This is a genomic window from Streptomyces rapamycinicus NRRL 5491, from assembly GCF_024298965.1.
Taxonomy (GTDB): Bacteria; Actinomycetota; Actinomycetes; order Streptomycetales; family Streptomycetaceae; genus Streptomyces; species Streptomyces rapamycinicus.
Map to the genome: position 1 here is coordinate 975,360 of NZ_CP085193.1, position 20,601 is coordinate 995,960.

Genomic DNA, 20,601 nt, shown 5'->3' on the forward strand with positions numbered 1-20,601 from the left:
CCCGCATGGACAACGCATACGGATTCACGGAGTACGGCGGCCCGGACGTGGAGCGCTTCCTGGACCTTCCGCTCCCCTCCCCCGGACCGGGGGAACTGCTCGTCGAGGTGTACGCGGCAGGGGTCAATCCGGTCGACTGGAAGGTGCGCGAGGGGATGCACCGGTCGTTCCTGCCGCTCGGCCTCCCGGCGGTGTTCGGGCGCGAGGCGGCCGGGGTGGTGGTGGACCTCGGCCCCGGGGTCGAGGGGTTCGCCGTGGGCGACGCGGTGTTCGGCAGCAGTGCGCGTGGCTGCGGCGGCTATGCCCACCACGCCGTCCTGACCGCCGACTTCACGATCGTCAAGCCGGATGGGCTGTCGTACACCGACGCGGCGGCCCTCCCCGTGGCGGCGGGGACCGCGTACGACTCCGTGCGCGGACTCGAGGTGACCGCCGGGGAGACCCTGCTGATCCTGGGCGCCGGAGGCGGGGTCGGGGTGGCGGCGGTCCAGCTCGCCGCGTCGGAGGGGGTGTCGGTGGTCGGCACCGCGTCCGGTGCGAAGCGGGAGTTCGTGTCGTCCCTGGGCGCCACCGCCGTTCCGTACGACGGTGACGACACCGCGGACCGGCTGGCCGCCGCCGTCCCGAGCGGTGCGGACGCCGTGCTGGACCTGGTGGGCGGCGACGCCCTGGACACGGTCTCCGGCCTGATGTCCCCGGGCTGCCGGGTCCTCACGGTCGCCGCCCCAAAGACCGCGGCCCGCTTCGGTGCCCGGCAGCTGTCCCGTGGCAACCGGGCGGAAACCCTCGCCGGACTCGCCCGCCGGGTCCGGGACGGCCGGCTCGACCCCCACGTCCGGGAGGTCTTCCCCTTTGCCGAGGCCCCGGCCGCCCTCCGCGCGGTCGAGTCCGGCCACCCGTGGGGGAAGGTGGTGCTGGAGATGCGTACCAGGACTCGATGACGTTCTCACCCAGGTACCAGCGGTGTGGCGCCCAGGCGGTGGAACGCCCGGTTGAAGTAGACCAGGCTCTGCCCGCCCGAGCGGGTGCGGATCTGCTCGATGTCGACGAACAGCACGCTGTGGGAGCCCATGGGAACGGCGTCCGTGATCGTGCCGACGACGCTCACCAGGGCGTCCTTGAGGACCGGCACATCGTGGGCCCGGTCCCAGACGTCCCAGGTGAAGCGCTCGGCCATCGGCACCTTCGTGGCCCCGGCGAAGTGCAGGGCCAGCTCCTGCTGGGCGCCGCCGAGCACATTGACGCAGACCCTTCCGTTGGCCCGGAACACATCGTGCATGGCGCTGCCGCGGTTGACGCAGACCAGAACGGTCGGCGGAGCGTCGGTCACGGAGCAGACCGCGCTGACGGTGATGCCACAGCGGCCGTTCGGGCCGTCGGTGGTCAGGATGTTGACGGCTGCCGGGAGATGCGCCATCGCCTCTCGGAACTGGGACCGGTCGGGGGTCACGGCCGTGCCCTCCTCTGCTGTCTCGGTTCGGATTCACTCAAGTGGGCGCGGTGCTCGGGGGAAGCGTCAGCGCAGGTACAGGCCGCCGTTGGCGTCCCAGCACGCGCCGGTGACCGCGTCCGCGTGGTCGGCAGCGAGCAGCACGGCCATGTCGGCGATGAACTCCGGGCGTCCCAACCGTCCTACGGGGATGGCGCGTTCGAAGGCGTCGATCTTGTCCGGCGAGATGATGTCGCGGACCACCGGCAGGTCCAAGGGCCCCGGGGAGATGGCGTTCACCGTCACCCTGTGCGAGCTGAGCTCGCGGGCGAACACCTTCGTCAGGGTGGCCACTCCCCCCTTCGCCGCCGCGTAGTGCGCACCGGTCCCCGTGCCGCCGTTCTGACCGGCGAGGGAGGCGATGTTGACGATGCGCCCGTAGCCCTGTTCGGCGAAGTAGGCGCCGAAGACCTGGCAGCCGAAGAAGGCGCCGTTGAGGTTGGTGGACACGATCCGGTCGAAGCTCTCGGGACTGATGTCCATCACCGATTCGGCCTTGGTCAGTGCGGCGTTGTTGACCAGTACATGGACGGCGCCCCAGCGGTCGACGAGCCGATCGCGGACGGCCGCGAAGGCGCTCTTGTCGCGCACGTCCAGGGCCAGCCCGACGGTGGCGCGACCCTCCGGGTCGAGGTCCGCCGCGACCTTCACCGCGCCCTCCTCGTCCAGGTCGGTGAGGGCGACGCGGTAGCCCTGGCCGTACAGCCGCCGGGCGATGCACGCGCCCAGACCGCGGGCGGCCCCGGTGACGAGGGCGACGCGGCGGTTCTCCGCGGTCATCGGGTGGCCTCCGGCTCGGGCAGCGGACGGCCGACGCGCGCCTCGATCTTCATATAGCGCCACAGGCCGTGCTCGCCGACCTGGACGGTGCGGAAGAGGTCGCAGGCGGCGGCGACCGTCGGCTGGTCGGCGACGTCGGCGAGGAGGTAGCAGGTCCAGGGCCAGGAGTCGGAGGGGCCGACCATGTGCCGGTCGTCGTCGATGGTGCCCAGGACGGTCACTCCGGGCAGTTCGTACAGCTGGCCGAGCATGGATGTGAAGCCATCCCAGACGATCTTGCTCCGGCCCGTGGGCAGGTCGAAGAAGTTCTGGTTGACGCCGATGCAGAACAGCACGCGCAGCGGCGCCTCGGGGGAAGCGGACATGACGGATTCCTGCCTTTCGGAAGTGGCCGGGTCAGAGGTAGCCGGGGAAGGGCTGAACGCCCATGAGGACCGCGCCCGCGCCGTCGTACATGCCCTCCTGGAGGAAGGCGTGCTGCGGGACGACCGAGGCATCGCGCAGATAGCGCTCCATGGGATTGCCGTCCGCGATGGCGGCGATGCCGCCGAGCTGGTAGGCGGCTCGGACGACCTCGAAGGAGATCTTCGCGAGGTGGGCGGAGGCGAGCCGCAGCGAGCTGGTCTGCCGGGCGCTCGCGGGGTCCCCCGCCGTCACGGTGGCCCACACCTCCTCGGTGGTTTCGTAGAAGTAGGCCCGCGCGGAACGGAGTTGGGCCTCGGCCTGGCCGACCGCGATGCGATAGGTGGCGCGCTCGGCGGGGACCGGGGCGCCCGTGTAGCTCGCGCGTCCGCCCTGGGCGATGACGTGGTCGAGCGCGGCCCGCGCCACCCCGAGGCCGACGACGGCCAGCACCTGGGCGGCGTAGGGGACGGACGGGTAGCGGTAGAGCGGTTCGTCCACGGTGGGCTCGCCGCCGCGGACGAACGTCCACTCGTCGGGGACGACGGCCCCGTCCACCACCAGATCGTGGCTTCCGGTGCCTCGCATCCCGATGACGTTCCAGTTCTCGACGATCTCCACCTGCTCCGGCCGCAGGACGGCGGTGAGCGGCCGGCCGCCCTTGGCCTCCCCGCCCTTGATGCCCACGCCGAGCACGTCCGCGCCCAGGCAGCCGCTGGCGAACTTCCAGCGGCCGGAGACCCGGTGGCCACCCGGAACCCGCTCGGCGGGCCGCACCGGGAACAGTCCGCCGGCGAAGACCAGATCGGGCCCGTCTGCGTACAGTTCGGCCTGGGTCTGCGACGGAAGCGCGGCCAGGTAGATCAGGGACGAGCCGAAGCTGGCGACCCAGCCCGCCGAGCCGTCGACGACCGCGATCCGTTCGATGAGCCGGAGGAATTCGGCGGGCGGCAGGGCGTCTCCGCCGAATTGCTTCGGGGTGCTCGCCCGGTAGATTCCCGCGTTCTTGAATTCCTCGATCACATCCCGCGGCACATGCCTCTTCTCATCGAATTCGGCACGCCGCCGTTCGACCACGTCCAGCACCCGGTCGAAGGCCGCTCCGGAGGCCGACCGCCCCGCGGCCGCCGCCTTGGCGGCATCCAGCGTCTGCGTCATGAGCGAATCCCCTCGCATTGCCGGGCGGTTCTCCCGCCCGCCTTGTCAGCACGCTAGGCGCGGCCGCGCGGGGGCCTCAATTGGGCGTCGGATTCATCGCGTAGGGGATTTCCCCTACGCGCGACCATCGGCTACCGGCCGGGAACGGCCATGGGCAGCGTGAAACGGAAGACCGCGCCGCGCGGCTGGTTCGCTCCGGTCTCGAGCCGGCCGCCGTGACGGGTGATGATGCGGTGGCTGAGGGCGAGGCCGATGCCGCTGCCGTTCTCCTTTGAGGTGAAGACACCGTCGAAGATCCGGTCCCCGGGCGGCGGTCCGTTCCCCTGGTCCCGGACCTCGAGCACGGCGGATCCGTCGCCGCCGCGCCGGGTGGTGACCCGCACCTCTCGTTCCGCCTCCGGCCAGCCGGCCATCTCGTCCACCGCGTTGAAGGCGAGGTTCATCACGACCTGCCCGATGAGCACGTTCTCGCACAGCACCGGCAGCGGCTCGCCGGTGAGGCCGTACTCGACGGCCACCGCGTGCTCCCGGGCCCTCAGCTCGATGAAGTACGCGCAGTCGCGCACGATCGCGTTGAGGTCGGCCAGTTGCTCGGACTGCTCCAGGCGGCCGACATAACCGCGCAGGCTGCCGAGGATCCGCCGGGCCCGCTCGATCTGCCGGACGGCGTTGTCCAGCCCCCAGGCCACGGCCTCGTCGCCGCCTCCGAGCCGGCCGCGCGCCCCTTCAACGAAGTTGTACGCGGCCGCGAGTGGCTGGCTGACCTCGTGCGCGATCGCCATCGCCATGTCGCCCATGGCGTTGTTGCGGGCCAGATGGTTCAGCCGCTGGGTGTCGCGGCGGTGCTCCTCCTCGGCGCGGACCCGGTCGGTGATGTCGTAGAAGAGCAGCATCCGGCCGTGCAGATCGCTCTCGATCTCGATGTACTGGCAGGTGGCCGCGTACCAGCGGGGCTCGTCGCCGGGTGCGGCGAACCGGTAGCGGCCCTCCCGGTCGGGTACGGGTCCGTCGCGGCAGTAGCCGGTGAAGTCCGCCCCGTGGAGATCCCCGCCGAGCAGCCTGGCCGCGGATTCGCTGGCGAAGACCACCCGGTCGGCGTCGTCGAGGACGACGATCCCTTCGGCCAGACCGCTCAGAAAGGCCCGCAGCCTGCTCTCGGTGCGGGACAGATCGCGGCGGACCGCCTTCTCCTCGGCGATGTCCCGGAACTGGACCATCACCACCGTCCGGGCCGGCAGGGCGACGCGGATGGCGATCGCCTCGGTGAGGATCTCCTCGCCGCTCCGGGAGCGATAGCACCACTCGGTGGCGCTGATGCCGTGCCGCGCCGCCTGCCCGAGCCAGCGGTGCCCGAGTTCACGGCTGTACTGCCGGGCGTTCTTGCTCATGTCCGGCGCCTTGAGGGGCTTCAGCTCGTCGACGGTCCAGCCGAGCAGTTCGCAGGCCGCCCGGTTGGCCCAGAGGATCTCGTACGTCCGGGCGTCGTGCAGCAGGACGCAGTACTTCAGGGCCTCCATCAACGTCCGGAAGCCCGCGGCGGGAAGACGGCCCACGGCGGTGTCCCTCATCGTTCCGCCGGGGGCCGCAGCCCCAGCCGGAGGATGTCGTGCACGAGGGCCGCGATGGACTCGGCGCCGGTCTTCTCCCGGATCCGGGCCCGGTGCACATCGACGGTCTTGGCGCTGATGCCGAGCCGGGTGGCGATGCGCTTGTTGGGCACGCCGTCGACGGACAGCGCGAGCACCTCCCGTTCACGGGCGGTCAGCCGGTCCAGACCGGCCCGCAGTTCCCGCTGGACGGCGACCCGCTCGAAGCGTTCCCGCGCGGTGCGCCGCGCGGCCTGCACGACGTCCAGCATGTGCTGGGGGTCGTAGGGCTTCTCGAGGAAGTCGACCGCGCCGTTCTGCAGGGCGCGCACGGACATTCGGATGTCGCCGTGCGCGGAGACGAAGACGACGGGCATCGGCGCGCCCGTCTCGTTCAGCAACTGCTGTACGTCGAATCCGCTCAGCTCGGGCATGCGGACGTCCAGGACCAGGCAGGCGGGCCGGTCACGGTCGTAGGAGCGCAGGAAGGCCCGGGCGTCGTGGAAGCGCTCCGAGCGGATGCCGACCGACTCGAGGAGCCAGGCGAGCGATTCGCTCAGCTCCTCGTCGTCGTCCAGGATGTAGACGAGGGACATCTCAGCCGTCCCGCCGGTGAACCCGGTCGAGCCCCCGGATGCGGAAGGTCATGAGGCGGCCTCCTTCAGCCGTTCGGCCCGGCGCCGCGCCTGGCGGTCGGGGTCCGGCACCGGCGCCGCGAGCAACAGCCGCCGCGTGTAGGCGTGCTCCGGTGCCTCGGTGACCTGGGCGGCGGCGCCCGTCTCCACGATGTCGCCACGGTACAGCACGGCCACCCGGTGGCTGATGTGCCGGACCACGGACAGATCATGGGTGACGAAGAGGTACGCCACGCCCGTGGCCTCCTGGATCTCGGTGAACAGGTCGAGCACCCGGGCCTGCGTCGTCAGGTCGAGGGCGCTGACCGGTTCATCGCAGACGATGAGCCTGGGGTCCCGGCACAGGGCGCGCGCGATGGCGATCCGCTGGCGCTGGCCACCGGAGAACTCCCGGGGCAGCCGGCGCACCGAGTCGTGCGGGAGGTACACACGGTCGAGCAGGGTCCGCACCCGCTGTTCCGCGTCCCGCCGGGCGACGCCGGTCACCAGCAGCGGTTCGGTGAGGATGTCCAGGACCGTCATGGCCGGGTTCAGCGAGGTGAACGGGTCCTGGAAGACCACCTGGATGTCCTTGCTGAGCGCGCGCCGCTCCCGCTTGCCGAGCCGGGAGATGGCCCTTCCGCCGTACCGGACCTCACCGCCGGTGACGGGCGCGAGGCCGAGGACGGCCCGGCCCAGGGTGGTCTTGCCGGAGCCGGACTCGCCGACCAGGCCCAGGGTCTCACCGGGGGCGATGGTCAGGGAGATGCCGTGCAGGACCCGGAAGGGTTTCCCGCCACGGCCCTTCCCGGGGTACTCCACCACGACGTCGTCGAGTTCGAGGAGCGGAGCGGTCATGACGTCACCCCCTTGAGAGGCTGATCGGCACACGGGGGGCCGGACGGTTCGCCCCGGACCGGACCGCCGTCGAGCGTCGAGGCCAGCAGCGTCCGGGTGTACGGGTGCCCGGGCGCCGCGAAGATCTGCCGCATCGGCGCCGTCTCCACGATCCGCCCGCCCCGCATCACCGCGACCCGGTCGCAGATGTCGGCCACCACGCCGAAGTCGTGGGTGACCAGGACCATCCCCATGGCGTGCTCCTGCTGGAGGGAGCGCATCAGGTCCAGCACCTCGGCCTGGACGGTGACGTCCAGGGCCGTGGTCGGCTCGTCGGCGATCAGCAGCCGGGGGTCGCAGGAGACGGCACCGGCGATGAGCACACGCTGCGCCATACCACCCGAGACCTGATGCGGATACGCCCTGAACACCCGCTCCGGATCGGGGATGCCGACCCGCTCCAGCAGCCCCAGCGCCCTGGTGCGGGCCTCGGCGCGGGACAGCCCGAGGTGGGTGCGCATGGGCTCCACGAGCTGGAAGCCGATCCGGAAGCAGGGGTCGAGGTTGGACATGGGCTCCTGGGGGACGTATCCGATCCCGTGGCCACGCAGCCGGTTCAGGGCGGCGGTGTCCATGCCCAGCAGGTCCTGTCCGTCGAAGGCCAGCCGCCCGGCCACCACCTCGGCGTCGTCCGGCAGCAGTCCGAGGACGGCGAACGCCGTCTGGCTCTTGCCCGATCCGGACTCGCCCACCAGGCCCAGGACTTCTCCGCGTGACACGGTGAGGCTCACCCCGTCGACCACCGTCCTGTCACCGCCGGGCCTCGGGTAGCCGACCCTCAGTCCCTCCACCGTGAGGAGGCGGTCGGCCGGTACGTCGGCGGCCGGTGCGCCGCCGCGCACAACGCGCTTGTGGCGCTTCTTCGCCGGGCTCCGGCGCTCGGTGGTGCCCAGCGCGTCGCGCACCGCGTTGCCCAGCAGACTCGACGCCAGGATGGTCAGGCCCATCGCGGCGCCCGGCCACACCAGCAGCACGGGCGCGTCGTAGACGTTGGTGAAGGCGTCGCCCAGCATCGCGCCCCAGCTGGCCTGGGACGCCTTGCCCAGACCGAGGAAGGCCAGCCCGGCCTGGATGCCGATCGCCACGGCGAACACCTGGGTCGCCTGGATGACCGACGGCGCGACCACCACGGGCAGCACATGGCGGCGCATGACGCGCCCGTCGCCGAGCCCCGAGACGCGGGCGGCGTCCACGTACAGCTCCTCGCGGACCGCGACCACGGACGCCCGGATGAGCCGGAAGACCATCGGGGCCATGATGACGCCCAGGACGACCATGGCCACGTTGAGGTCCTGCGAGACGGCGGCCATCACCACGAGCATCACGATGATGGCGGGCACGGCCATGATGACGTTGACGATCCAGCCGGCCACGGCGTCGAACCAGCCGCGGAAGAAGCCGCTGATCACACCGAGCGGCCCGCCGACGGCGAAGGCGACGAGAACGGCGAGGCCACCGCCCAGGAGGCTGGTGCGGCCCCCGTACAGCAGCCGCGAGAGCACATCCCGGCCGACACCGTCGGCGCCGAGCGGATGGGCGCCCGAGGCGGGCGCGAGGGTGTCCGCCATGACGCTGCGGTCGGGGGCATGGCCGGTGAACAGGGGCGCCGCCAGGCTCGCGACGACCACCAGGACCAGGACGGCCAGGCAGGCGGCGGCCAGCGGGTCGCGCAGCGTCCGGCGCAGGAGGTGGTCCCGCTTGGGGACCGGAGCGGACTCCACAGCGGTCATGAGACACGCACCTTGGGGTTGAGCCAGCCGTACGCGATGTCCAGCAGCAGATTGACGGCGACGACGATGGCGACGGTCACCACGACCGTGCCGAGCAGCACGGGCGCGTCGCCGCGTACGGCGGCCGAGTTGGCGAGGGTGCCGATGCCCGGCAGGCCGAACACCTTCTCCACCACGACGGCGCCGCTGATCAGCCCGATGAACTGGAGGGCGAGCACGGTCAGGGCGGGCGGGGCGGCGTTGCGCAGCGCATGCCGGAACACGATGCTGCGGGGCTTGAGGCCCCGGCTGCGCAGGGTGCGCACGTAGTCCGCGCGCAACACGTCCATCAGCGCGCCCCGCACCTGCATCGCGGTGGCGGCGGTCGCGGCGACGGCCAGCGACACCGCGGGCAGGGTGATCGAGCGGAGCCAGTCGACGACGGAGGCGTCGATGGCGACATAGCCGGTGGCCGGCAGCCATCCGAGCCGGACCGCCAGGGTGACGGCGAGGACCAGGGCGATCAGGAAGCTGGGTACCGCGGTGCCCAGCACCGCGGCGAACTGCACCACGCGGTCCACCCAGCCGCCGCGCAGCGCCGCCGCCGTGCCCAGGGCGACGCTGAGGACCGCGGCGATCAGCAGGCCGGCGAGCACGATGGAGAGGGTGACCGGCAGGGTGTCCATCAGGGACTGGTTCACCGGGTCGCCGGTGAACCACGAGGTGCCCAGGTCGCCCCGCAGGGCCTGCTCGGCCCAGTGCCAGTAGCGCTCCACCAGGGGCTGGTCCAGGCCGAGTTCATGGCTCTTGGCGGCCACGGCGGACCGGGTGGCGGTCTCGCCCAGGATGTTGCGGGCGACGTCGGTCCCCGTGAGGTTCAGCAGCAGGAACGTGGCGGTGGCCACGACGGCGACCAGGGCCGCGCCGGCGGCGATGCGCCGGATCAGAAAGGTGAGCACGGTCGGTCTTCCTCCTTCCGCGGTCGGATCGGGCCGGTGGCTACTTCGCCGCCGGCGCGTAGGCGTGCAGCGGCGGGTACTGGAGGCCGGCCTGCGGGGTCGTCGTCACGCCCTTCGCGGTGGCGTAGGCGTTGGCCACGACGCTCCAGGGCGCGTTCCACGCCTGGTCGACGACATAGGCGTTGAGCTGCTTGAACAGCGCGTCGCGCCGCGGGCCGGTGGCCTTGCCGATGCGGGTGATGAGGTGGTCGGCCTTCGGGTCGTGGTACTTGAACGGGTTCCAGGTCGACTTCCCGGTCAGTTGCAGCTGGACCTTGTCCCATCCCGTGGGCGCGCCGAGCTTGAAGTACGACATCGCGTACTTGCCGGACAGCATGCTGCTGAAGATCTGGTCGCCGGGCACATTGTCCAGCTTCACCTTGACGCCGATGTCCTTGAGGGCCTGGGTGAGCGCGGCCTGCTCCCGGGGGAAGGCCGCGGAGAGGTCCGGGAGGGTGACGGAGAAGCCCTTGGGATAGCCGGCCTCGGCCAGCAGTCTCCTGGCCTTGGCCGGGTCGTAGGAGTAGGTGTCCTCGAGCCGGGCGTCATGGCCGTCCTCACCGGGCGCGAACAGCTGCGCGGTGGGCGTGCCCAGTCCGGTCTTGGCCGACTTGAGCATGGCCTTCTTGTCGAAGGCGTAGTTGAGTGCCTGCCGGACCTCTCGCTTTCCCAGGGCGGGCACCTTCTTTCCCGCCCGGTCCCATATGTAGAGCCCCTCGACGTCGCCGGGCTGGTAGGTGGCGACCTTCAGGCCGCGGGCCTGCACGGTCTTCACCCGATTGAGGTTGACCGTGCCGCCGTCGATCTGGCCGGACAGCAGCGCGTTGGTGCGCGCGGTCGGGTCGGACAGGTACTTGATGACGACCTTGTCGTAGGGGTAGGCCTTCTTGTTCCAGTAGCCGGGGTTGCGGGTGTAGGTGTACGTCTGGCCCGCGGTGGTGGCCGACGTGTCCAGCTTGTACGGGCCCGAGCCCACCGGGGTCTTCGGGTCCTCCAGCGACTCGGGGCCGGCCATCATGCCGGAGACCTGGCCCAGCGCCGGAAGCAGGGACGCGCTGGGGTGGCTCAGATGGATGGCCACGGTGTGGGCGTCGATGACGTCGACGCCGCTGATGTCGCGGATCTCACCGGCCGCCGAGGCGGCGCCGCTCCTGGTGTGCAGCAGGTTCCGCTTGACGGCGTCCGCGTCGAGGGCCGTGCCGTCGGTGAACTTCACCCCGGTGCGCAGCTTGAGCGTCAGCGTCGTCTGGGGCTTGTCGTACGACCACGATGTGGCCAGGTTGGGGGTGGGCTCGCCGTTCCTGTCGAGCCGGACCAGCGTGTCGAAGACCGGCTGGTAGTACTGGGACTCGGGGCCGAGGCTGGCCTTGGCCAGGTCCCACGGCGTGGCCGTGACGGACTCGGCGAGGGTGAGGGTCGTGTCGCCGCCGGCGGACGCTCCGCCGCCACAGGCCGTCGCCGTCGCTGTCAGAAGTGCGGCGCCGATGAACGCCACTGTCTTGCGCATGGTCTGCTCTCCACCTGGTTCATGTGTCGGATCACCTCGATGTCCCCCCGGGTCGTCCTGCCTCCGCGCCGTGCACCGGCCGGTTCCGCTCCGCGTAACCCGGTCATGGCCGCGCGTGCCGGGTGGCCCACTCCCCGCACAGCCGCACGCTCTCCTCCGGGCTCGGCCGGGCCCCCCGGTCGACCTCGATGATCAGCCAGCCGTCGAAGTCGTCCGGCAGCGCGCCGACGAAGCCCTCGATGTCGGCGTTTCCGTGGCCCGGCTCCGACCACAGCCCCGCGAGCACCGTTTTGCGGTAGTCCCAGCCCGCTTCCCTGGCCTGGGCCGCGAGGCCGAGGTCCAGGTCCTTGATGTGGACGCTCGCCACCCGGTCCGCGTAGTCGCGCACCAGCTGTGCGGCATCTCCGCCCGCCCAGGCCAGATGGCCCATGTCGGGCCCGAACCCGAGGACGGACGCGTCGACGGTGTCCAGGACGAAGCGGGTCTCCTCCTCGGTCTCGGCCCAGGTGCCCACGTGCGGGTGGAAGGCGGGGGTGATGCCGTGTGTCCGGATGACCCCGGCGATCTCGGCCAGCAGGTCCCGTACCCGCTCCAGCCGGTCCCGGTCGGCGAGGTGGCCGACCGCGGGGCGGACCACCCGCTCGGCGTCCTTCGCCATTCCCATGGCGAGGAAGACGGTGGGCACGCCCAGCGCCGCGTGCTGTTCGGCGACGCGCGCCGCGTTGTCGCGGAACGTGCGCAGTTCGGCCTCGTCCCCGGGGAGCCGGACGGGTATGTAGCCGGGCGCCGGGCTGATGCCGTGGTCGGCGAGCCGGGCCGCGTATGCCCCGGGGGTCATGTCGCCGGGCACCGCGCTGTGCAGGGCCGTGATGCCCGCGTCGCGGATGACCTCGAGCTGCCGGTCGAGCGACGGGGCGAGGGTGGGGTCGATCCAGCCGTCGGCGCTCGCGACCCACTGAAGGGGGTTGATGGCGAGGCGGTCCTGCCTGATCTTCATGGTCGGTGGTCCTTTCGGTGGCGCGGTCGAGGGCCGGGGTCAGTGGGCGGTGCGCGGCTGGGGGCGTTCGCAGCCGCTCACGATCGCGACGACCCGGTTCTCCCGCTGCGCGGTCTCGAAGGCGGCCAGCACCTCGAGGGTGTGGAAGGCGAATCGCGGATTGGCGCGGTGCGGGCCGCCGTGGACGGCGCCCGCGAGGTCGTGTACGCCGAGGCCCCGGCGGTGCTGCTCGGGGGTGTTCACGGCGCCGAAGAGTTCGGTGACCGGGGTGAGCACCTCCCAGTCGTCGTCGTGGTGGCGCCTGACCCGGACATCGCCGTCGAAGCAGTTGGGGTTGGGCAGCGAGACGGTGCCCTCGGTGCCGTAGATCTCCATACGGGGCAGTTCGGTGTCCCAGACGTCGAAGCTCATCAGGGTGGTGCCGATGACTCCGGAGGCGAAGGTCAGCACGGCCGAGGCATGGGTGGGGACCTCGACGGTGATCTCGTCGACCACCCGCTCGGGGCTGGTGACCTCGCGGGTCTTCGCGCCGACGCGGGTGGCGGCGGACACCTGCCGGACCGGGCCGAGGCAGTTGACGAGCGCGGCCAGGTAGTAGGGGCCCATGTCGAGTACGGGCCCGCCGCCCGGCCCGTAGAAGGCCCGGGGGTCCGGGTGCCAGGTCTCGGACCTGCTGGACCGCACGAAGGCGGTGGCACCGACGGGTTCGCCGATCAGGCCGGTGTCGACGGCGTGCCGGGCGGTCTGCACGGCGCTGCCGAGGAAGGTGTCCGGGGCCGAGCCCAGCAGCCTCCCGCTGCGCTCGGCGGCGTCGAGGACCTCGCGGGCCTCCTCGACGGTGGCGGCGAGCGGCTTCTCGACGTAGACGTGCTTGCCCGCCTCCAGCGCGGCGATGACGGTCTTCGCGTGGAACGCCGGCGGGGTGATGTTGATGACGATCTCGACGGCGTCGTCGTCGAGCAGTTCGCCGGGGTCGCCCCAGGCCGGTATGGCGTACTCGGACGCGGCCCGCCGAGCGCGGGCCGTGTCGACGTCGGCCACGCGGATCACGTCGAGTTCCGGAAAGGTGCGCAGCCCTTCGGCATAGCGGCCGAAGATGTTGCCCGCGCCCAGGATCCCGATGCGGTGGCGTGCGGTGTGCTGAGCCATGAATCACCTGCGATCGTGGTGGGTGTGCGTGGAGCGGATGAGTGGCCGTCAGGCGACGATCAGCGGGCGCAGTGTGCCGTGGGCGATCTCGAGGCCGGTCTTGACCTTCTCCTCGGTGCCGCCCCACACCGGGTCCTCGTGTTCGACGGAGAGGGTCCCGGTGAAACCATGCTCGTAGAGGGCGTCCACCACGGCGTTCCAGTCGACCTGGCCCCGGCCGGGTACGCGGTAGCGCCACCAGCCGGTGTCCCACGGGTCCTCCCGCCGGACCGCCTTGCCGAAGACCCCGTAGCGGTCGATCGCTCCGGGCAGGATCTGGAGGTCCTTGGCCTGGGCGTGCACGATCCTGTCCGCATACGGCGCGATGGTCTTCACCGGGTCGACGCCGATCCACGTCAGATGCGACGGATCCCAGTTCAGATACAGCCCGAGGGAGAACATCCACTCCCACAGCTCGGGCGAGTAGGCCAGGTTGCCCGGGTAGCCGTCCGGGTGCCAGCCCTCCATCACACAGTTCTCGATGATGAGGCGGACGCCCTTCTCCCCGGCGTACTCGACGAGTTGGGGGAAGACCTTCTCGGCCTCTGCCAGGTTCCGCGCCACCGGCCGGGTCCAGTCGCGGCCCACGAAGGTGCCCACGTACGGGACCTCCAGCGCCGCCGCGACGTCGATCACCGCCCTGAGATGGGCGTGGACCTCCGCGCGGCGCGCGGTGTCGGGGTGGAGGTTGTTCTCGTAGTACGCCAGGGCCGAGAGGTGGAGGCGGTGGCGCTCGAACAGTGCCCGGGTCTCGTCGGCCTCGCGTTCGCCGAAACCGGCCACGGGCAGATGCGCGGCCTCGAAGTCCCGGCCTCCGGTGCGCGGCCAGGCCGCGACTTCCAGGGCCTCGTAGCCCGTCTTGCCCGCCCATGCGGCGATCTCGGCGAGGGAGAGCTGGGGCAGACAGGCGGTGAGCATGCCGAGTTTCATGCGGTGTTCTCCAGGGCTATGGCAGTGGGGTCGACATCGGCCCAGGTCAGCGAGGCGGAGGAGGTCAGCACGGCCTCGGTGAGCCGTGCCGAGCGGACGCCGTCCGCTCCGGTGGGCAGCCCCTCGCGCGGTTCGCCGCGGATCGCCGCGTAGGCGTCGTCGACAAAGGAGTGGAAGCAGTCGGCATAGCCCTGGCCGTGGCCGGCGGGCAGCCGGGAGAGCCGTCGCTGCTCGGCCGATCCATGGCCGGGATCGCGGAACAGCACCCGCGCCCCGTCCGGTGCGCCGAGCCACGCGGTCTCGGGGTTCTCCTGGTCGAAGACCGCGCTGCCCCGCGCGCCGTCGAGTTCGAACCACAGCCGGTTCTTGCGGCCCGCCGACACCTGGGAGACCGTCAGCGTGGCCAGGGTCCCGCCGTCGGTGCGCAGCAGTACGGTCGCCACGTCCTCGGTGCGCACCCGGACCCGCCGGCCCTCCCCCGTGGCGGAGAAGGTGGCACCCGTACCGGCGGGCCGGGTGGGAACCGTGGTGCCGAGCCTCGCGGTGAGTTCGGTGAAGCGGATTCCGGCGACCCACTCGACCAGGTCGCACCAGTGGGACCCGATGTCCGCGAACGCCCTGGAAGGGCCGCCCTCGGACGGGTCGACCCGCCAGGACATGGCGTCCTCGGAGAGCATCCAGTCCTGGAGATAGCTGCCGTGGATCAGCTGCCAGGCGCCGAACTCGCCACGCAGCCGTCGCTCCCGGAGCTCCCGGACGAGCGGGTGGTAGCGGTAGACGAAGGGGACCGCGAGGACCAGTCCCGCCTCCTCCGCCAGGCGGGTCAGCCGCCGCGCGTCGGCGGTCGCGGTGGCGAGCGGCTTCTCGCAGATCACATGCTTGCCCGCGCGCAGTGCCGCCTCCGCCTGGCCGACGTGCAGCGCGTTCGGGGTGCACACATGGACGACCGACACGCTGTCGTCGGCGAGCACCGCCTCGAAGTCCGGGTAGCGGGCGGGCACCCGCCACTTCTCCGCGGCCAGCGCACCGCGCTCGGGAGTCGAGGCCACCACTCCCGCGAGTTCTCCGCCGCTCGCACGGATCGCGGCCGCGTGCACGGCACCGATCATCCCGGCGCCGGAAACCACCGCTCGAAGCGAACCACTCATCTGACGCACCTCCGACGTCCAACCGCCGATCGCGGTCCGACGCCGCGCTGCGCATCACCCTGGTTTAGTTCAGCCAGCAAGCACAAGGCGGCATATTTAATTTTTTTCAAGGCCTAAAAATGGCCAAACTTCCACGGGCCTGCCCGATCAGTGTCGGTGATCACCTGCCCAGACGGTCCATGGGCGGTGCCCGAGGAGAGGAGCATTGACGAACCGAAGGGGGCAACATTACGGTCCCAGGAATGCATAAAGACGACGGCTACGCGGAGGAATCAAGCGCCACCGCATCGGTTCCCCTCGCACTGCGCCGGGTGCTGGGACTCGTGGTCTCCGGGGCGGCTACCAACCGCGCGGAACTCGCGCGGCGCAGCGGCCTGGCCCGGTCGACCGTGGGCCAGCAGGTGGAGAACCTCGTCGGCAACGGCATCCTCCAGGAGGTCGAGTCCAGGCGGTCCGTCCGCGGCCGGCCGCCCCGGGTGCTGACGATCAGCCCGCGGGCCGGAACCGTCCTCGCCGTGGACATCGACACCGCCGTCTCCCATCTGGCCATCGCCGACCTCAGCAGACGGCTGATCGCACAGGACACGGTCGACGTCCGGATCGACGCGGGCCCGCGGACCGTGCTGGACGCGGTGTCCGAACGGCTGCGACGGCTACTGGAAGAGCACGACCGCGATCCCGGCCGGGTGCGCGAGGTGGTCGTCGGCCTCCCCGGGCCGGTGGACTTCCAGCAGGGTTGCGCGGTGCAGCCCACCGGCATGCCCGGCTGGGACGGCTATCCCGTCGCCGACCACCTCCGGGAGCGCTTCCGCGCCCCGGTCGTGGTGGACAACGACGTCAATCTGATGGCACTGGGAGAGGCCGAGCAGGGCGGGGCGGAGACACCCCTGCTCTGCATCAAGATCGCAAGCGGTATCGGGGCCGGCCTCATCACCGCGGGCGGGGATGTGTACCGCGGCGCCGACGGCGCGGCGGGCGACATCGGCCACACCCGCGCCGTGGGCGGAAGCAACGTCCTGTGTGTCTGCGGCAACGTCGGCTGTGTCGGGGCGATCGCCTCCCACCGCGCCGTCCTGCGCGGCCTCGGCATCCCCGAGTCGACCGACGACGACCTGCTGCACGGCACCCGTGTGCTCGCCCAGCGGGTCGCCGACAGCGACCCGGCCGCACTGCACGCGGTACGTCAGGCGGCCACGGAGATCGGCGAGGTGGTGGCCGTGCTGGTCCATATGTTCAATCCGCGCAGCATCATCCTGGCCGGTCCGTTGAGCGAACTCCGCGACGACCTGGTCTCCGCCGTACGAGCCGTCGTGTACCAGCGCGCCCTCCCGCTGGCCACCCGCAAACTGACCATCACCGCGACACAGTTCAAGGGCGGTTCCGGGCTCCACGGCGGCATCGCCCTCGCCACCCAGGACGTCTTCGGGCCGGCGGGCATCGTACGGCTGCTGGCCGACATGTCCGGAACGGGTGAGTAGGCGGACCGCTTCCGGACGGGTCCGGAAGCGGGACCGTTGCCGTGGCGAGCGTCAGACCACCGCGGCCGGGTAGGTCGGGTACTCCACCCCGGAGACGTACTGGACGACGCGGATGACCTGGCAGGAGTAGCCGAACTCGTTGTCGTACCAGAGGTAGAGGATCGCGTTGTCGCCCTCGACCTTGGTGGCGCCCGCGTCGACGATCGAGGCGTGGCGCGAGCCGATGAAGTCATTGGAGACCGCGTCGGGGGCGCTGATGAAGTCGATCTGGCGCTTGAGCGGCGAGGTCAGGGACACATCGCGGAGATAGTCCAGGACCTCCTCGCGGGTGGTCTCCCGCGCGAGCTGCAGATTGAGGATCGCGATCGAGACGTCCGGTACCGGGACGCGGATCGAGCTGCCGGTGATCTTCGCATCGAGGTCGGGCAGGGCCTTCGCCACCGCGGAGGCGGCACCGGTCTCGGTGATGACCATGTTGAGCGGCGCCGAGCGGCCACGGCGGTCGGACTTGTGGTAGTTGTCCAGCAGGTTCTGGTCGTTGGTGAACGAGTGGACGGTCTCCACATGGCCGCGCAGCACGCCGTACTCGTCCGCCATCGCCTTCAGCGGCGGGACGATCGCGTTGGTGGTGCAGGAGGCGCAGGAGAGGATCTGCTCGTCCGGCTTGACCGTGTCGTGGTTGACACCGTGGACGACGTTGGGGACGTCGCCCTTGCCCGGCGCGGTCAGCACCACCTTGTCGATACCGGGGCGCAGATGCTTGGACAGCCCTTCGCGGTCGCGCCACTTGCCGGTGTTGTCGATGAGGATTGCGTCCTTGATGCCGTACGCCGTGTAGTCCACCGACGCCGGGTCGTCGGCGTAGATCACCTTGATCTCGTTGCCATTGGCGATGATCTTGCTGTTCGCCTCGTCCACGGTGATCGTGCCCTGGAACTGGCCGTGGATGGAGTCGCGGCGCAGCAGCGAGGCCCGCTTGACGAGATCCTCACCGGCCCGCCCGCCGCTCCCGCGGACGACGACGGCCCGCAGCCGCAGCCCGTTGCCGGACCCGGCCTTCTCGATGAGCAGACGGGCGACCAGCCGCCCGATCCGTCCGAACCCGTAGAGGACGACATCGCGTCCCTCACGGCACTCGATCTTGTTGGCCCCGGTGGCCCCGGCGACGGCCCCGGCGGTGAACTCCTCCACGGAGAGGCCGCGGTCATCGGCCCGGTACGCCTCGGCGAGCAAGCCGATGTCGATCTGGGAGGGGCCGAGATCCAGCGCGGTGAGCGCCTCCAGGAACGGCAGGGTGTCGGTGACCGAGAGCTCCGCACCGGCGATCTGACGGGCGAATCGGTGGGTCTTCAGGATGCTGACGACCGACTTGTTCACCAAGGAGCGGCTGTGCAGCAGGACCGTGACGTCCCGCTCCCGGTGCAGCTTCCCGATGAGCGGGATCATCGACTCCGCGATCTCCTCGCGGTGCTTCCAGTTGGTGAACGAGTCCTCGTTGAGAGTCACAAGTTTATCTTTCGAGCTAGGTGGCGCTCATATGCTAGCTCCCCAGGTCATGGGCGGCGTCGGCGCCCCCCGCCAGCCGCACCACGCGAACCCCCGGCACGGCCCCCGCATGCCCGGCCGAACGACACGGCGCCGTTCCTTCTCTTTCGTATACCGCCGGTCATTCCCCGATGAATTACGACGCGGATATCAGCCGTAAAATAGCGACTTAGTGGGCGTCGTTTTTCGGACAGCACTCACGGCGAAACTTACCATTAACAGGAATTTACCAGTGAGAAATACCACTCCCCCAGAGATCAGCTCCCGGTAGCGATCCCCCTCCGGAGAGGTAGATGGTTTTCACAGGCAACCATCTCCCGCTGAGTGAAAGGGATGATCACTGTGTGCGGCATCACCGGCTGGGTCTCCTACCGTCGCGATCTGACCTCCCACCGCCAGGTCCTCGACACCATGACGGAGACGATGGCCTGCCGGGGCCCGGACGCGGCCGGAGCGTGGGTGACCGGCAGGGCGGCGCTCGGGCACCGCAGGCTGGCCGTCATCGACCTGCCCGGCGGGGCGCAGCCCATGGCCGTCGACACGGCCGATGGCCCCGTGAGCATGGTCTACTCCGGTGAGGCGTACAACTTCACCGAGCTGCGCGACGAACTGCGCCGCAGGGGTCACGGCTTCACCACCGACTCCGACACCGAGGTCGTACTGCGCGGCTACGTCGAGTGGGGCGAATCCCTCACCGAGAAACTGAACGGCATGTACGCCTTCGCCATCTGGGACTCCCGTACCGAGAAGCTGGTGATGATCCGGGACCGGATGGGCATCAAGCCGTTCTACTACTACGAGACCGACGACGGCGTCCTCTTCGGATCCGAGCCCAAGGCCATACTCGCCAATCCGCTCGCCGCCCCCGAGGTCGGTCTGGACGGACTGCGGGAGATCTTCTCGTTCGCCAAGACCCCGGGCCATGCGATCTGGAAGGGCATGAAGGAGCTGCGCCCCGGCCACATCGCCGTCGTCGACCGCAATGGACTTCGTGAGCAGGCGTACTGGCGTCTGGAGGTTACCGAGCACACCGATGACCAGGAGACGACCGTCGCCCATGTGCGGGAGCTCCTGGAGGACATCATCGCCCGTCAGCTCGTCGCCGACGTGCCCCGCTGCACCTTGCTCTCCGGGGGGCTGGACTCCTCGGCGATGACCTCGCTCGCCGCCCGCAAACTCGGCGAACACGGCGAGACCGTCCGCAGCTTCGCCGTGGACTTCCCCGGACAGGCGGAGAACTTCCGCGCGATCGACGTGGCGCCCAGCGTCGACACCCCGTATGTGCACGCCGTGGCCGAGCATGTGAAATGCGACCACCGGGACATCGTGCTCGACGGCTCCGCCCTGTCCGACCCGGCCGTCAGGCAGGCGGCCATCGCGGCGAGGGATCTGCCCATCGGGCTCGGCGACCGGGACAACTCCCTCTATCTGCTGTTCAAGGCCGTTCGCGAACAGTCGACCGTGGCCCTGTCGGGCGAGTCGGCCGATGAGGTCTTCGGCGGCTACCCGTGGTTCCACGACGAGCGGCGCGAGGCCGACACCTTTCCGTGGCTCGCCGGAGGGCTGACGCTCGGCGACACCAAGGACCTGCTGTCCCAGGACCTCACCGAGAAGCTCGACCTGGACACCTACCTGCACGACCACTACCGCAGCGCCCTGGACGAAGTCCCGCTCAAGGACGGCGAGACCGGTCTGGAGAAGCGCATGCGGCAGGTCTGCTATCTGCACCTCACCCGCATGGTCAACACCCTGCTGGACCGCAAGGACCGGATGAGCATGGCCGTCGGCCTGGAGGTCAGGGTGCCGTTCTGCGACCACCGCCTCGTCTCCTATGTCTTCAACACTCCCTGGTCGCTGAAGACATTCGACGGACGGGAGAAGAGCATCCTGCGCGAGGCCACCCGCGATGTGCTGCCCGAGTCCGTGGCCAACCGTAAGAAGAGCGGTTACCCGGGCAGCTTCGACCCCGCGTATCTCGCCGCCATCAGGCGGCAGGCGGGCGACCTCATCACCTCGGGACACCCGGCCCTCGAACTGTGCCGCATCGAGACGCTGAGGGAGGCGCTCGACGCACCGGCGGAGGTCATCACCGCTCAGCAGCGCGCCACCGTCGAACGCGCCCTCGACCTGGCGGCATGGTTCGACCTGCGCAAGCCCATCATCACGATCGACTGA

18 protein-coding genes are annotated in these 20,601 nt (G+C 70.5%); 3 read left to right on the forward strand and 15 right to left on the reverse strand.

Features of this window, described 5'->3' with window-relative positions:
• The first annotated feature begins 5 nt into the window (after positions 1-5).
• The gene (locus LIV37_RS04395) at positions 6-941 is read left to right on the forward strand and encodes an NADP-dependent oxidoreductase (protein WP_020865889.1); all 936 of its coding nucleotides are present in this window, start codon (positions 6-8) and stop codon (positions 939-941) included.
• Positions 942-946: 5 nt separating this feature from the next.
• On the opposite strand, the gene LIV37_RS04400 is transcribed toward LIV37_RS04395, so the two are convergent.
• From LIV37_RS04400 to LIV37_RS04465, 14 genes are all read right to left on the reverse strand, one after another.
• Positions 947-1,450 carry a flavin reductase gene (locus LIV37_RS04400; RefSeq protein ID WP_020865890.1) on the reverse strand — a complete coding sequence of 168 codons (504 nt, stop codon included), beginning with the start codon at positions 1,448-1,450 and terminating at the stop codon, positions 947-949.
• 66 nt (positions 1,451-1,516) lie between these two features.
• Positions 1,517-2,269 carry an SDR family NAD(P)-dependent oxidoreductase gene (locus tag LIV37_RS04405; protein ID WP_020865891.1) on the reverse strand — a complete coding sequence of 251 codons (753 nt, stop codon included), beginning with the start codon at positions 2,267-2,269 and terminating at the stop codon, positions 1,517-1,519.
• Positions 2,266-2,634 (reverse strand): hypothetical protein, encoded by a 369-nt coding sequence (locus LIV37_RS04410; RefSeq protein ID WP_020865892.1) that lies wholly within the window; start codon positions 2,632-2,634, stop codon positions 2,266-2,268. The genes LIV37_RS04405 and LIV37_RS04410 overlap by 4 nt, the downstream gene beginning before the upstream one ends.
• A 31-nt stretch (positions 2,635-2,665) precedes the next feature.
• Positions 2,666-3,829 carry an acyl-CoA dehydrogenase family protein gene (locus LIV37_RS04415; RefSeq protein ID WP_020865893.1) on the reverse strand — a complete coding sequence of 388 codons (1,164 nt, stop codon included), beginning with the start codon at positions 3,827-3,829 and terminating at the stop codon, positions 2,666-2,668.
• A gap of 131 nt (positions 3,830-3,960) precedes the next feature.
• On the reverse strand, positions 3,961-5,382 hold the full coding sequence (locus LIV37_RS04420; RefSeq protein ID WP_243146406.1) for a PAS domain-containing sensor histidine kinase: 1,422 nt from the start codon (positions 5,380-5,382) through the stop codon (positions 3,961-3,963).
• An 11-nt stretch (positions 5,383-5,393) separates the two neighbouring features.
• A complete protein-coding gene (locus LIV37_RS04425) occupies positions 5,394-6,011 on the reverse strand; it encodes a response regulator transcription factor (RefSeq protein WP_020865895.1) in 618 nt (205 codons plus the stop codon).
• Between the two features lie 48 nt (positions 6,012-6,059).
• A complete protein-coding gene (locus tag LIV37_RS04430) occupies positions 6,060-6,887 on the reverse strand; it encodes an ATP-binding cassette domain-containing protein (RefSeq protein WP_020865896.1) in 828 nt (275 codons plus the stop codon).
• The gene (locus LIV37_RS04435) at positions 6,884-8,656 is read right to left on the reverse strand and encodes a dipeptide/oligopeptide/nickel ABC transporter permease/ATP-binding protein (protein WP_020865897.1); all 1,773 of its coding nucleotides are present in this window, start codon (positions 8,654-8,656) and stop codon (positions 6,884-6,886) included. The genes LIV37_RS04430 and LIV37_RS04435 overlap by 4 nt, the downstream gene beginning before the upstream one ends.
• Positions 8,653-9,594: an ABC transporter permease gene (locus LIV37_RS04440; RefSeq protein ID WP_020865898.1), complete on the reverse strand. Its 942-nt coding sequence runs from the start codon at positions 9,592-9,594 to the stop codon at positions 8,653-8,655. The genes LIV37_RS04435 and LIV37_RS04440 overlap by 4 nt, the downstream gene beginning before the upstream one ends.
• Before the next feature lie 40 nt (positions 9,595-9,634).
• The gene (locus LIV37_RS04445) at positions 9,635-11,140 is read right to left on the reverse strand and encodes an ABC transporter substrate-binding protein (RefSeq protein WP_020865899.1); all 1,506 of its coding nucleotides are present in this window, start codon (positions 11,138-11,140) and stop codon (positions 9,635-9,637) included.
• Positions 11,141-11,243: 103 nt separating this feature from the next.
• Positions 11,244-12,137, reverse strand: a complete 894-nt coding sequence (locus tag LIV37_RS04450; RefSeq protein WP_020865900.1) for a sugar phosphate isomerase/epimerase family protein — start codon at positions 12,135-12,137, stop codon at positions 11,244-11,246.
• 39 nt (positions 12,138-12,176) lie between these two features.
• Entirely contained in the window at positions 12,177-13,286 is a 1,110-nt protein-coding gene (locus LIV37_RS04455; protein WP_020865901.1) for a Gfo/Idh/MocA family protein, read from the reverse strand.
• Positions 13,287-13,334: 48 nt separating this feature from the next.
• Entirely contained in the window at positions 13,335-14,255 is a 921-nt protein-coding gene (locus LIV37_RS04460) for a sugar phosphate isomerase/epimerase family protein (RefSeq protein WP_020865902.1), read from the reverse strand.
• Positions 14,252-15,403 carry a Gfo/Idh/MocA family protein gene (locus LIV37_RS04465; protein WP_121825822.1) on the reverse strand — a complete coding sequence of 384 codons (1,152 nt, stop codon included), beginning with the start codon at positions 15,401-15,403 and terminating at the stop codon, positions 14,252-14,254. Before LIV37_RS04465 ends, LIV37_RS04460 begins: the two co-directional genes overlap by 4 nt.
• A 242-nt stretch (positions 15,404-15,645) precedes the next feature.
• Here LIV37_RS04465 and LIV37_RS04470 point away from each other — a divergent pair, with 242 nt between their 5' ends.
• On the forward strand, positions 15,646-16,881 hold the full coding sequence (locus LIV37_RS04470) for an ROK family transcriptional regulator (RefSeq protein ID WP_020865904.1): 1,236 nt from the start codon (positions 15,646-15,648) through the stop codon (positions 16,879-16,881).
• Positions 16,882-16,932: 51 nt separating this feature from the next.
• On the opposite strand, the gene LIV37_RS04475 is transcribed toward LIV37_RS04470, so the two are convergent.
• Entirely contained in the window at positions 16,933-18,387 is a 1,455-nt protein-coding gene (locus LIV37_RS04475; RefSeq protein WP_020865905.1) for a glyceraldehyde-3-phosphate dehydrogenase, read from the reverse strand.
• A 381-nt stretch (positions 18,388-18,768) separates the two neighbouring features.
• Here LIV37_RS04475 and asnB point away from each other — a divergent pair, with 381 nt between their 5' ends.
• Positions 18,769-20,601, forward strand: coding sequence for an asparagine synthase (glutamine-hydrolyzing) (gene asnB, locus LIV37_RS04480; RefSeq protein WP_121826237.1), 1,833 nt, complete (start codon positions 18,769-18,771; stop codon positions 20,599-20,601).